Origin of the sequence: Streptomyces sp. NPDC058051 (genome assembly GCF_042885475.1) — a bacterium.
Taxonomy (GTDB): domain Bacteria; phylum Actinomycetota; class Actinomycetes; order Streptomycetales; family Streptomycetaceae; genus Streptomyces.
Map to the genome: position 1 here is coordinate 1 of NZ_JBHVRW010000008.1, position 12,971 is coordinate 12,971.

Genomic DNA, 12,971 nt, shown 5'->3' on the forward strand with positions numbered 1-12,971 from the left:
GGTCCGTACTCGATGGAGTACGGACCGGCCGCACCTGTCCCTCGGCTCCCTCGGCAGCCCTCGATTCCTCCGGCTGCCCGCGGTTCCGTCAGCCGAACGGCCGATCGGCGACGCGAGACCTGCGTACCAGGCGCTCCCGCGCTTCGGCCTTCGTCCTGTGCCGTCCCTCGGGCCGCCTGCGGTCCTGCGGGGCGGGGTTGCGCCGCTGGTCCCGGCCGTCTTCCTGTCCCCTGCTCTCCGGGGTGGCCTCGCGCCGGTCCCGGCTCCTGTCTCGAAGGTCCGTCACCGTGCTCACCCTTCCTGCCCTGTTTGCTTGATACCTCCAGGCTGTGATCGGGGCCCTGAGAGGAGGCTGAGAGCCGCCCCCCTCCTCAGCGTCCTCTCAGCACACAGCCGTTACGGTCCGAAGCTATGGTGGAGGAAGAGGCACCATGCGCATGCTGATCATCGAGGACGAGCGCGAACTCGCCGCGGCGATTGCCGACGGACTCGCCGCCGAGGGCTTCGTGGCCGATGTCGCACACGACGGACCCGAAGGACTGTGGCGGGCCCTCAACGAGCCCTACGACGTCATCCTTCTGGACATCATGCTGCCCGGCCTGTCCGGGTACGAGGTCCTGAAACGGCTGCGGGCGGCCAAGATCTGGACACCGGTGCTGATGCTCACGGCGAAGGACGGAGAGTACGACGAGGCGGACGCGCTCGACCTCGGCGCCGACGACTACCTGAGCAAGCCGTTCTCCTACGTGGTGCTCGTCGCTCGCCTCAGGGCCCTGCTGCGCCGCGGTGCGCCCGCCCGGCCCGCCGTGCTCGCCGTCGATGACCTCGCCCTGGATCCCGCACGCCGCCGCTGCCGCCGCGGGAATCGCGACATCGACCTGACCGCACGGGAATTCACGCTTCTGGAGTATCTGCTCAGGCACCCCGACGAGGTCATCAGCAAGACGGACATCCTCACCCACGTGTGGGACGAGCACTTCGACGGCGACACCAACATCGTCGAGGTGTACATCGGCTATCTGAGGCGCAAGATCGATGCTCCCTTCGACCGCCTGACCATCGAGACCGTCCGCGGTGCCGGCTACCGGCTGCGCAGCGGGGCGGGTTGAGATGGTCACCGGCGCCCGGTCCTGGTGGGCCCGCCGGTCGCTGCGGCTGCGGCTGACCGCCGCCGCGGCCCTGGTCATCGCGGCCGGGCTGGCCGGAGCCTCGGTGCTGCTGATCACCTGGCTGCACGCCAGCCTCATCAGCGGACTGGACCAGACCGCTCTGCAACGCGCCCAGATCGTGGCCTCGGACGTGAGCGGCAACCGGATCACCCCCGAACTGCCCATCACCGACCACGGAGAGGTCGCCGTGCAGGTCGTCGACAGCGAAGGGCACGTACGCGCCAGCTCCGCCAACCTGCGCGGGCGGCCACGCGTGTTCACCTTTCCGGCAAGCCCGTCGACCGACCCCCGGCCCCACACCGTCCACGACATTCCCCTGGGAGAGAACGGGACATGGCGCGCCGTCGGCGTGCCCGTCTCCGCACCCCACACGCACATGACCGTGTACGTGGCCGTGCCCACCGAGAGCGTCGACCACGGTCTCTCCCAGCTCAGCGCCGGGCTGGCCAGCACCGTGCCGGCCGTCGTCGCGCTGCTCACCGGCGTCGTATGGCTCCTCACCGGCCGCGCGCTGCGGCCCGTGGACGTGATGCGCGCCCAGACCGCTGAGATCACCACGTCCGACCTGAGCCGTCGGCTCTACGTGCCACCCGCCGACGACGCGCTCGGCCGACTGGCCAAGACGTTCAACGATCTGCTGGCCCGACTGGACACCGCGACCCGGCGGCAGCGCACGTTCATCGCGGACGCCGCCCACGAACTGCGCAGCCCCCTCAGCACCCTGCGCACCCGCCTCGATGTCGCCATCCAGCACCCCGGCTCCACGGACTGGCAGAACCTGGCACCCGGCCTGCTCCGGGAGACCGAACGGCTCAACCGGCTCGTCGACGACCTGCTGCGGCTCGCGCGGCTCGACGCCCGCCCCCGTCTCCGCGCGCGCCCCGTCGACCTGGACGAGATCGTCTTCGCCGAGGTGCGTGAGGCCCGTCGGCACACCCGGCTCGACATCGACCAGCGCGCCGTCGGTGCGGCACGGGTGGAGGGCGACGAGGACGCGCTCACCCGTGTCGTGCGCAATCTGCTGGAAAACGCTCTGCGCTACGCCCGGACGCGTGTCGACGTCAGCCTGCGGCTCGTCGGCCCCGCCGCGCGGCTGGTCGTCGCCGACGACGGACCCGGTGTCCCCGAGGCCGACAGGGAACGCGTCTTCGGGCGCTTCACCCGCTTGGACGACGCCCGTTCCCGGGGCACCGGCGGCAGCGGTCTCGGCCTCGCCATCGTGCGGGACATCGTCACGGCCCACCACGGCAGCGTCCATGTCGAGGACAACCGGCCCGGCGCCCGGTTCGTCGTCCTGCTGCGGGCGAGGGACCGGTGACCTCGGGCGGCGCGGTGCTGGGCCGTCGTGTTCAGCGAGCCGACGAGCCGTAGAGCGCGGCCACGTTGTCGCGGGGCTTCGGCCTGGTTCTGCCGCACGGCCCCGCCGCGAACGCGCGGAGCAGGTTCTCCGTGGCGCGGGTGACGAAGCGTCCGGTGCGGGCGTCCATGCCGTGGTTGCGTCCGTTGTCCCGGGTTCCGGCCATCAGGGCCTCCACCCACCGCATCGTCCCGGAAGCGAAGACGCCCGATCCGCTCGGCACGGTGTAGTACGCCGAGTCGGCGTGGCTGGACGTGCCGTTGCAGACCAGCGGGGAGTGCGCGACGACCTCCACGAGCGGCGGGGTGGGCATGTCCGGGGTGACCCGGTCGTACTCCACCCCGACCAGGTGGTCGAAGGAGTCTCCGCGCCCGACCCCGGTCCCTTCGAAGAGCCAGTGGTCACTGGCATGGACCACGTACGGGGCGTCGACCGGATATCCCTCGTAGAGGACGCCGGTCAGTGAGGACTCGGGGTCGGCCGCGGGCGGGTTCCGGAAGTCGTTGGTCGGCATGCCCGGATGGTCGGCGAGGTACGGGTCCTTGCGGTAGTCGGTTTTGTAGCAGACCACGGTGCGTGCGTCGCCGGTGGGCCCGCGCTCCAGCCTGACGCGACGGAAGCAGGCGTTGGCGCCGAGGAAGGCCACATTGGTACCGGAGTCGCGCGCCCGGGTCACGTGCTGCCGTTGTCGCGGGGTCCAGTACTCGTCGTGTCCCAGCGAGAGCACCGCGGCGGCACCGTGCAGCACGCCGGGCTCGCGGTGGACGTCCACCCCCGTGGTGTAGGCGAGGGGGATTCCCAGCCGCTCCGCGAGCACCACCGCCGCTCTCTCGTAGACCATGAACTTCTCGGCGCCGTCGGCGTCGTAGGGCCGGTCGAAGCTGACCGCGAGTGAACGCGTCGCGTACGCGCCGTCCTCACCGCGGTAGAGGCTGTACCCGCCCCACGTGTTGTACGCCTGCCAGGTCGCCGCGGCGTGCATCAGCACGGTCCGGCCCGCGCCCGACGTCGAGCGGACGATCAACGGGACGTAGCGCTGGTGCCCGTTGTCCGCGTCCAGCCGGAGCACGTAGGCGCCCTCCGGCCAGCCGTCGGCGCGCACGGCGAGCGTTCGGTTCCAGTCGGCCCGCACGGTACGCGTCGTCCCCAGCAGCCGGGGCCGGGACTGGACGGCACCGGCGACGCGATGCGATCGCCATACCAGGCGCGCCTGGTGCCCTCCGTACCAGCCGACCCGGTAGGCCGAGACGCGGAACCCGGATGCGGTGGTGGAGACGTACAGGCCGAACTGCTCACCCGGCAACACGCTGACTTTGTCGGTGTAGCCCTGGATGGCTTCGGGAGTTCCCTTCGAGCGGATGCGCCAGTCGGCGTCGCCCGCCCGGGTCCGCTCGCTCTCCGTGGTGGAAGGGGACGGGGTGTTCCCGGTGTCGGGATCCTTGCCCGTGACGGAACGGCAGCCGGCCGCCATCGCCCCGGCCATGGCGACGGCGAGGAAATGCCTGCGTTGCGGCCGGCCGTGCCCCCCGGTGTCCTGCCCCTCGGCCTGCTCCATGTCGTCCGCCAGGTGTTCCCGTCGTGGCACCGTCACGGCCCATCGTCACCTGTCAGGGACGCGTGGACGAACCGGAGCGGGCACATGGGCGTGTCCGCCGGCCCGGAACACCGTGCTCACGACGGCACGGTGTGCTGAGGCGTTCGGTCGTTCTACCAGTAATGGCGTCGCCCGCCCACGGCGTGCCCCAGAGCACCCAGGATCCACAGAATGACGCCGATCACGACGAGTGCGACACCGATGTTCCACAGGATCGAGATGCCTACCACCAGGCCGATGACGAGCAGAATGACACCGAGGATGATCATGTCGACCTCCTATGACACTTCTTTCAGTATGCGCCCGCCGGATTCGCGCAGCGACGCGGATCCGGCGGGGCGCGTGGTCTCCCGCCCCACGGCCGACACCGCCCGAACGGCCCAGGGGGTGCACGGGGAGCGGGACGGGCCGGGACATCCGTTCGTCCCGCCTCGGCGGGCAGCGGGCCCGCCGTGTCATCGCCCCCGGCCACCACCCGGCCCGGCTTCCCGGGGGAACGTCCCGGAGCTGTCGGCGGTCGGCGGCTCCGCCCGAAGAGTGACATCCCGCGCATGTCGCCGCAGGTGCCCGCGACGAGGCACTCCCTGCTGGTACCAGCAGGGAGTGCCCAGGTCATCGCATCCGCAACCCGACAACCCGGACCCCGGCGTACCGTCCGCGGGACGGCGGCGCCTCGTCCGCACGGCGTCGCGCCGGGCGCCGAGCGGCAGACGACGCCGTACGGCCCAACATCCGGGCGGGCACCACGATCCTCCCGGCCGGCGGTACGGGTCACGCGTGAACCCCACACTGGAGACGGCCGCTGCCCACGCCTGGCGCATCCTCGTCGTGGGAGCCGTCGTCTACGCCGTCTTCTCGGCGCTGGGGCGGTTCCACGAGGTGGCGGTGGCCGTCTTCCTCGGTCTCGTCGCCACCGCGATGCTGCGCCCGGTGGCGGATCTTCTGGCCGGTACGATGCCGCGGTCGCTCGCGGTCGCCGTGGCGCTGCTCGGCAGCATCGTCCTCGTCCTCGGCGTTCTGACGCTCACCGGCGAGACGGTGGCCGGAGAACGCGCCGGGCTGGAGCAGCAGTTCGGCGACGGGCTGCGCAGGATCGAGCGCTGGCTCGAAGGGCCGCCCTTCCGGCTGGATCCGAAGACGCTCGACGACCTCCAGTCGCGGATCGGGCAGTACCTGTCCAGCCATCGCTCCACCCTCATCAGCACGGCCGTCAGTGGCGTGGGCCGGCTGGTGGAGGTGCTGACGGTGTTCGTTCTCGCACTGTTCTGCTCGGTCTTCTTCATCCACTCGGGCGACCGGCAGTGGGCCTGGTTCTGCGACCAGCTTCCGGAGACGGCCCGGAGCCGGGTGGAGCTCGGGGGCCACGCGGCATGGCGGACGTTCACCGGGTACACGCACGGCATCGTCCTGGTCGCGGGGACCAACGCGGTGCTTGTCGGACTGGCCCTGTTCGCACTCGGAGTGCCGCTGGTGCTTCCTCTGACGCTGCTGGAGTTCTTCGCCGCCTTCATTCCACTGATCGGCTCACCCATCGCCCTCGCCGTCGCCGCCGTGGTGGCTCTGGCATCGAAAGGCCCGATCATCGCGGCTGTCATCATCGCGCTGATCGTGGTCATCGGCCAGATCGAGGGCCACCTCCTGCATCCGCTCGTGATGGGCTGGGCCGTCCGCCTGCACCCGGTGGTGGTCGCGCTGGCGGTGATCGGCGGCGCCATCGCGGCGGGGGTACTGGGCGCGGTGGTGGCGGTGCCGCTCGTGTCCGTCGTCTGGTCGGTCCGTCAGGCCCTGCGCGGGACGCGCGAGTCCGCGGGGACGAAGGACTGACGGGCCCACGAAGGCGCGGGCGGGTCCGAGGTCACCGGAGTCGGCGGCCGACCGGTCCCGGCACGGAACGGAAAGGAAGCGGGACGACCGGTGCGGATCGAGCCGTACCAGCGTTGCCTGACTCCCCCGAAGACCCGCGTCGGCTGCCTGACGCGTGGCGGAGGCCCGGTCCCGGCCCGCCGCGTCGGGGGGTGGGACCGGACGGCGCAGCCGCTCCGCGTCAACGGGGCGTCGTGTGCTGCCTCCTCACCACCAGGCCCTTCGGTGCCTCGATGTGCGCGCTGCCGTCGGCGTCGACCGAGATGTCCAACCGCTCGCCCGCGACGTCGAGACCCTCGACCTTCAGCGGCCGGTACGCCTTCGCGAAGGCGGGCGCGACCGTCAGCGTTCCGCCGGGGACATCGGCGGAAAGCCCGAGCACCGACTGGAGGATCATGACGGACGAGGCCGCCGCCCAGGCCTGCGGGCGGCAGGAGGCCGGATAGGGCGAGGGCACGGTGTCGGTCCCCGCGCCGTGACCGGCGAACAGTTCGGGAAGCCGTGCGTCGAAGGCTGCCGACGCGGTCAGCAGGCCCTCGGACAGCGACGCGGCCGCTTCCGGGAATCCTGCCTTCACCAGGCCGTGCACGGCGATCGCGGTGTCGTGCGGCCAGATGGAACCGATGTGGTAGCCGTACGGGTTGTAGATCACCGAGTCGCTGCTCAGGGTGCGCAGACCATGGCCCGAGTCGAGGTCGGGCGCGCCGAGCCTGGCGGCGAGCAGGGCGCTCTCCTCGTGGTCGAGCAGACCCGTGCCCAGCAGGTGGCCGAAGCCCGAGGTGACCGAGTCGACGGGCTTCCCCTCCCGGTCGAGCGCCACGGCCGGGTACGGTCCCCGCTCGTCCTCCACCCAGAAGCGGCTGCGGAAACGGTCCTTCAGTCGCTCGGCCCACTCCTCCCAGCGGTCGGCGCCGGGGCGGTCGAAGGCACGCAGCAGGGCCGCGCCGCCGCGGGCCGCCTCGTACGCGTACGCCTGGACCTCGCAGAGCGCGATCGGGGCTGCGGGGAAGCGCCCGTCACGGTAGCGGATGGAGTCGCCCGAGTCCTTCCAGCCCTGGTTGGCCAGACCCCGTCCCGAGTGGTCGATGTACTTCAGGAAGCCGTCCCCGGCCGCGTCGCCCTGGTCGCGCATCCACGCGAGGGCGGACTCCGCGTGCGGCAGGAGCTGTTCGACCTGCTCGGGCGCGAGTCCCCAGCGCCAGGAGTCGTGGAGCAGGGTGATCCAGAGCGGGGTGGCGTCGACGGTGCCGTAGTAGCAGGGCGGCAGGGCGAAGTTCTCGTTGAAGTTCTGCGTGGCACGGCGCACTTCGTGCAGGATCTTGCCGGGCTGTTCCTCGGTGTCCCGGTCCGTTCCGGTGCCCTGCCGGCGCGCGAGTGTGCGCAGCGTACCGGCGGCGAGACCGGTACCCAGCGGCAGCAGCATACGGGCCGCCCACAGGGAGTCGCGGCCGAAGAGCGTGAGGAACCACGGGGCTCCGGCGGCGAGGAACTGGTCGGCGGGCGCGGCCGGGTCGGTCAGCCGCAGCCGGTCGAGGTCGGCGGCCGACTGGTCGAGCCAGCGGTCGAAGCGCCGGTCCGCACTGCGCAGGACCGGTGTCCGCCAGGGGGTGCTGTCGGCGGGAGGTGCGGGGAACTGGTCGCCGTCCTCGTGCGTCGCGTCGCAGTGGAGCACGGCGCTCCACGACGCGCCGGGGGCCAGCTCGATGTCGTACTCCAGCCGTCCGGCGGCCGGGTCCAGGGTGGTGGGCCGCGGGGAACTGGTGAGGCGTACCGCGAAGGTGTCGCGGGACCAGTCGAGTCCGCCGCCGGTGGCAATGGCGGTGACCGGGGCCTGCGCCTGTCCGGACTTGACGCGCTCGATCGGGGCGAGGTCCGTGCCGACGGTGACGATCAGCCGGAGACGGACGTGCTCCCGTCCGGCGTTGCCGACTTCGAAGGTCTCCTCCAGGTGCCCGGGGGTGATGCGGCGCCGCCTGCGCAGGCCGACTGCCGGGTCCGGCGTCTGCTCGCCCAAGCCGCGCAGCACGCCGCGGAAGGCAGCCCGGTCCGCCCCTTCCGTCGCACCCCGGACCGGTGCGATCGCGACTCCGTCCGCCGCGACGGTCAGCACGGCGAGAGCCCTGCTGTCACCGTGGTAGAAGCCGTCCGCGGCACCGTCGATCTGTCCGTCCGCGTGGGAGATCGCGAAGCTCGGAGCGTACAGAGTCACACAGGAGTCGTGCAGGAACGGCTGGAGGCCCTCGGCCGCCGGGCCGCCCCCCGTTTCGGATTTCGTCAGGTCGTGGGTCTTGACAGTGGTGTCCAACAGAGCAGAACCTCTCAGGCATTGGAGCGTTCCAAGAACCCTAACGACGACTTCAGCACGTTGACAACGTTTTTGGAACGCTCCAATAAACTCGCCCGTTCGTACGACCGCTCTCGGAGAACTGATGCCCCGCTCCCCCGACACCCCCGCGCCCAAGGCCGGTTCAGTCACCCTGGCCACGGTCGCGCGGCGGGCCGGAGTCTCTCCGCAGACGGTGTCGAACGCGCTCAACTCGCCGGAACTGCTGCGACCCGAAACCCTGGAGCGGGTCCTCCGCACCATCGATGAGCTGGGCTATCGCCCGCACCGGGCGGCCCAGACCCTGCGTACCCGTTCCAGCAAGCTCATCGGGTACGGCATCCGGCCCACTCCGCCGGGTACCTCGGCGCCGGTCATGGACCGATTCCTGCACGCCCTGTCCCAGACCGCCGACGAGGCCGGATACCGGATCCTGCTCTTCGCCGCGCCGCCCGGCAGCGCCGGCCTCGACGGGTACGAGGAACTCCTCGACCTGCACAGCGTGGACGGTTTCGTGCTGAGCGGCACCGAGCGGGGCGACCAGCGCCAGACCTGGCTGGAGAAGCGCGGAGTCCCGTTCGTGGGCTTCGGCCGGATGTGGTCCGGCCGGCAGGTCGGCGACTGGGTGGACGTCGACGGCGCCTCGGGCACGGACGCCGCGGTCGAGCATCTGGTGAGTCTGGGACACCGCAGGATCGCGTTCCTCGGCTGGCCACGCGGCTCCGGCGTCGGCGACGACCGCGCCATGGGCTGGCAGCGCGCCATGCGGCGGCACGGCCTGCCGGTGCGCGGCAGGCGGGCACAGAGCATCGATGGCATCGCCGCCGCCCGGGACGCCGTCGGACCGCTGCTCGACGCGGGTGCGACGGCCGTGGTCGCCGCCAGCGACATGCTGGCCCTGGGCTGCTATCACGCCCTGCGCGAGCGGCGGACCGTGCCGGGCACGGATGTCGCCGTCGTCGGCTTCGACGACTCCCCCACGGCGTCGCTCCTCTCCCCCGGACTGTCCACCGTCGCCCAGCCACTGGAGGCCGTCGGCCGCGAATGCGTCCGACTGCTGCTGGCCCGGATGTCGGAACCTGACACTCCGCCCGAGCGCGTCCTGCTCGAACCGTCCCTCGTCCTGCGCGACAGCACATCCGCGTCGGACGGCTGAACCACCCCCGAGCTGAACCACCCCCGAGCCGAACAGCCCCCGCGCCGAACCACCCTCTCGCCCGTCCGCGGGCCCCGATCCACAGCACGCCCTTTCGGGCATCCGAGCCGCAAGCCCAATCCCCCTGGAGGACATTCATGGGAACCCGTACGGCCACCGCCGCCCTCGCCACCTGCGCAGCGCTCCTGGCCGCCACCGGCTGTTCGTCCAACTTCGGCGACGACAAGCAGCCGGAGCAGGACAAGGCCGCCCAGCAGAAACTGACCGTGCTCATCGCCACCTCGGGGGACGCCGAGACCCGCGCGGTCAAGGAGGCAGCCGCCGCGTACGCGAAGCAGTCCGGCAACTCGGTCACGGTCGAGGTCGCCAAGGACATGAACCAGCAACTTGCCCAGTCCTTCGCCGGGCACAAGCCGCCGGACGTCTTCTACGTCAACTCCGACCAGTTCGCGAACTACGCGAAGGGCGGCTCCCTGTACCCGTACGGGGACCGGATATCCGACGCCGACGACTTCTCCGAGCAGCTGCGCACCTCGTTCTCGTACGACGGGAAGCTGGTGTGCCTGCCGAAGGACACCTCCACTCTCGGTCTCGCCATCAACACCGATCTGTGGAAGAAGGCCGGGCTGACGGAGAAGGACTACCCGAAGACCTGGGCGGACCTGAAGACCGTCGCCGGCAAGCTCACGGGGAACGGCGTCACCGGTCTGGTCACGAGCGACGAGTACCAGCGGCTCGGGGTCTTCATGAAGCAGGCGGGCGGCTGGCTCACCGACGCGGACCAGAAGAAGATGACCGCCGACACCCCGGAGAACGCCAAGGGGCTCGATTTCGTCCAGTCCCTGCTCACGTCGGGCTCGATGAAGTTCGCCAAGCAGGTGGACACCAGCTGGGGCGGTGAGGCGCTCGGCAAGGGCAAGGCCGCCATGACGATCGAGGGCAACTGGCTCGAAGGCGGCATGAAGCTCGACTACCCCGACGTGAAGTACGCCGTCGCGCCGCTGCCCGCGGGGCCGGCGGGTCAGGGCACTCTCGCCTTCAGCAACTGCTGGGGCGTCGCCGCCGACAGCGCGCACCGCGATGCCGGGGTCGACCTCGTGAAGTACCTGACCTCGGCGAAGCAGCAGCTCGCATTCGCCGACGCGTTCGGTGTCATGCCGTCGCGGATGAGCGCGCTCAAGACGTACGCCGAGAAGCAGCCGGCCGCGAAGGCCTGGGTGGACGGCAGCACCTACGCACAGGGGCCGGTGACGATCGCCGGGTTCGACAAGGTCCTGAGCCAGTTCAACACCGACCTGCAGTCGCTGCGCACCGCCGACCCGGAGAAGATCCTCGCCGACCTCCAGCGCAACGGCGAACAGGCGATCGCGAAGGGCAACTAGCTCCATGCCCCTCCGCACGATGCACACACGCGGCATCCCCCGCACGGCCGGCTCGCCGGGCGCACCTGACGGCGCCCCGGGCAGAACCGGCACGACCGCGAAGGCCCGCGCCCGGCGCGCGGGCCTTCGCGGGGAGGGCACCTGGGGCTGGCTGTTCGTCAGCCCCATGGTGCTCGTCCTCGGCCTGTTCATGGTGCTTCCCATCCTGATGGCACTGTGGGTGAGCCTGCTGCACTGGGACGGGCAGTCCAATCCGTTCTCCGGTCAGGCCGATTTCGTCGGGCTGGACAACTACCGGACACTGCTGACCCAGGACGGACTGGATCGCACGCTCTTCGCCACGTCGCTGCGCAACAACGCCTACTACGTGCTCCTGACGGTTCCCCTGCAGACCTTGCTGGCGCTGGGTCTGGCCCTGATCGTCAACCAGAGACTGCTCCGGGCGCGCGGCGCCCTCCGTACGACGTTCTTCTTCCCGTCGGTCACCAGCTCCATCGCCGTGTCGACGGTCTTCCTCTTCCTCTTCCAGGGCAGCGGGGCCGTCAACTCCCTACTGTCCTGGATCGGGGTCAAGGGACCGAACTGGTTCGCGGACCCGCGCGGAATCCTCTCGCTGGTCCTGGGCGCCCTGGGCATCGTCGATCCCGAACGGCCCGCCGGGCTCCTGGCCGATCACTCCACGATGGGGCTGTCCTGGTTCGAGTGGCTCTCGGGCCCCTCGGTCGCGATGTGCACGCTCATCCTGCTCGCCGTCTGGACGACCTCGGGCACGTTCATGCTGATCTTCCTCGCGGCGCTCCAGAACATCCCGCGGGAGCTGGAGGAGTCGGCCGCCATGGAAGGCGTCAACCGCCGTCAGATGCTGCAGTACGTGACGCTTCCCGCGCTGCGCCCCGTACTCTTCCTGGTCCTGACCCTGGGGCTGATCTCCACCTGGCAGGTCTTCGACCAGGTGTACGTGATGGGGCAGGGCGCTCCGGGCAATACGACGCTCACGCCCGCCTTCCTGTCGTACTCCTCGGGCTTCGACGACGCGGACTTCGGGCAGGGCTCGGCGATCGCGTTCATCCTGCTCGCGCTGATCCTCATCCTGACCGCGTTCCAGCGCTGGGTGCTGCGGGAACGTGGCGCACGACCCGGGAGGAACCGATGACCGTCGCCACTACGCCCGTACGCCACCGGGCGCGACGCTCCCCGGGCCGCCGGGGCCGAAGCGACCGGGGCCGCCCGGTCCTGACCCGCTTCGGCCTGCCGTGGCGGCTGGTGGGGTACGCCGCGGTGCTGGGGCTGGGGCTGCTCTACCTGCTCCCGTTCGTCCTCCAGCTGGTGACCGGTTTCAAGACGGACCCGGACGCCGCCGCGCATCCGCTGTCCCTGCTGCCCACCACTCCGACCACGGCGGCCTACCAACGCCTGTTCGGGCTGGGCCAGGCCGTGGACGGGGTGCCCTTCCTGCGATGGCTGGGCAATTCGGCGCTGATCGCGGTGCTGGTGACGGCCGGCCGCGTGCTGTTCGACTCCATGGCGGGGTACGCGCTGGCGCGGCTCCGCTTCCGGGGCCGCTCGGTGCTGTTCGGCTTTGTGCTCGCCGTGATGGCGGTGCCCGGAGTGGCCCTGCTCATCCCGAAGTTCCTGGTGCTCAACACGTTCGGGCTCTTCGACTCGTACACCGGCATGATCCTGCCGTTGCTGGTGGACGCGGCGGGCATCTTCATCATGAAGCAGTTCTTCGAATCGGTGCCGCGCGAAGTCGAGGAGGCGGCACGGGTCGACGGGGCCGGTGTGTTCCGGATCTTCTGGTCCGTCGTCCTGCCGATGGCCAGGCCGGCCTTGATCACCCTGACGATCCTGTCGTTCCAGGGGTCGTGGAACGAGTTCACGCACTTCCTCGTCAGCACCCAGTCCGGCCAGTACGAGACGCTCACCACGGGCCTGGCCCGGTTCGTCTCGGGCGGGCTCGGCGGCGGAACGCAGTATCCGCTGAAGCTGGCGGCGGCGCTGCTCTCCACCCTTCCGGTGGCCGCGTTGTTCTTCTGCTTCCAGCGCTACTTCGTGAACGGGGCGAACGCGGGCGCCGTCAAGGAGTGAGCTCCGGCGCCGTCGGGATCCGACGGCGCCGGAACACCC

10 protein-coding genes are annotated in these 12,971 nt (G+C 70.8%); 7 read left to right on the forward strand and 3 right to left on the reverse strand.

What is annotated here, in order from left to right:
- Positions 1 to 431: 431 nt before the first annotated feature.
- Both ACFVUT_RS15145 and ACFVUT_RS15150 read left to right on the forward strand, forming a co-directional pair.
- Positions 432 to 1,109 (forward strand): response regulator transcription factor, encoded by a 678-nt coding sequence (locus tag ACFVUT_RS15145; protein ID WP_389660767.1) that lies wholly within the window; start codon positions 432 to 434, stop codon positions 1,107 to 1,109.
- A 1-nt stretch (position 1,110) separates the two neighbouring features.
- Positions 1,111 to 2,487: a sensor histidine kinase gene (locus ACFVUT_RS15150; protein ID WP_389660765.1), complete on the forward strand. Its 1,377-nt coding sequence runs from the start codon at positions 1,111 to 1,113 to the stop codon at positions 2,485 to 2,487.
- Positions 2,488 to 2,518: 31 nt separating this feature from the next.
- Here the strand turns inward: ACFVUT_RS15150 and ACFVUT_RS15155 are convergent, their stop codons facing one another.
- Together ACFVUT_RS15155 and ACFVUT_RS15160 are read right to left on the reverse strand one after the other, a co-directional pair.
- Positions 2,519 to 4,081: a N,N-dimethylformamidase beta subunit family domain-containing protein gene (locus ACFVUT_RS15155; RefSeq protein ID WP_389660779.1), complete on the reverse strand. Its 1,563-nt coding sequence runs from the start codon at positions 4,079 to 4,081 to the stop codon at positions 2,519 to 2,521.
- Positions 4,082 to 4,233: 152 nt separating this feature from the next.
- The gene (locus tag ACFVUT_RS15160) at positions 4,234 to 4,389 is read right to left on the reverse strand and encodes a DUF6131 family protein (protein ID WP_389660763.1); all 156 of its coding nucleotides are present in this window, start codon (positions 4,387 to 4,389) and stop codon (positions 4,234 to 4,236) included.
- Between the two features lie 508 nt (positions 4,390 to 4,897).
- Here ACFVUT_RS15160 and ACFVUT_RS15165 point away from each other — a divergent pair.
- Entirely contained in the window at positions 4,898 to 5,944 is a 1,047-nt protein-coding gene (locus tag ACFVUT_RS15165; protein ID WP_389660761.1) for an AI-2E family transporter, read from the forward strand.
- A gap of 220 nt (positions 5,945 to 6,164) precedes the next feature.
- Here ACFVUT_RS15165 and ACFVUT_RS15170 read toward each other — a convergent pair whose 3' ends face one another.
- Positions 6,165 to 8,288, reverse strand: a complete 2,124-nt coding sequence (locus tag ACFVUT_RS15170; RefSeq protein ID WP_389660759.1) for a glycogen debranching N-terminal domain-containing protein — start codon at positions 8,286 to 8,288, stop codon at positions 6,165 to 6,167.
- 124 nt (positions 8,289 to 8,412) lie between these two features.
- Between ACFVUT_RS15170 and ACFVUT_RS15175 the strand changes: the two genes are divergently transcribed.
- From ACFVUT_RS15175 to ACFVUT_RS15190, 4 genes are all read left to right on the forward strand, one after another.
- On the forward strand, positions 8,413 to 9,462 hold the full coding sequence (locus ACFVUT_RS15175; protein WP_389660757.1) for a LacI family DNA-binding transcriptional regulator: 1,050 nt from the start codon (positions 8,413 to 8,415) through the stop codon (positions 9,460 to 9,462).
- A gap of 137 nt (positions 9,463 to 9,599) precedes the next feature.
- Entirely contained in the window at positions 9,600 to 10,844 is a 1,245-nt protein-coding gene (locus tag ACFVUT_RS15180) for an extracellular solute-binding protein (protein WP_389660756.1), read from the forward strand.
- Positions 10,845 to 11,010: 166 nt separating this feature from the next.
- Positions 11,011 to 11,997, forward strand: a complete 987-nt coding sequence (locus ACFVUT_RS15185) for a carbohydrate ABC transporter permease (protein ID WP_389660777.1) — start codon at positions 11,011 to 11,013, stop codon at positions 11,995 to 11,997.
- Positions 11,994 to 12,932, forward strand: a complete 939-nt coding sequence (locus ACFVUT_RS15190; RefSeq protein WP_389660754.1) for a carbohydrate ABC transporter permease — start codon at positions 11,994 to 11,996, stop codon at positions 12,930 to 12,932. Before ACFVUT_RS15185 ends, ACFVUT_RS15190 begins: the two co-directional genes overlap by 4 nt.
- Positions 12,933 to 12,971: the final 39 nt, after the last annotated feature.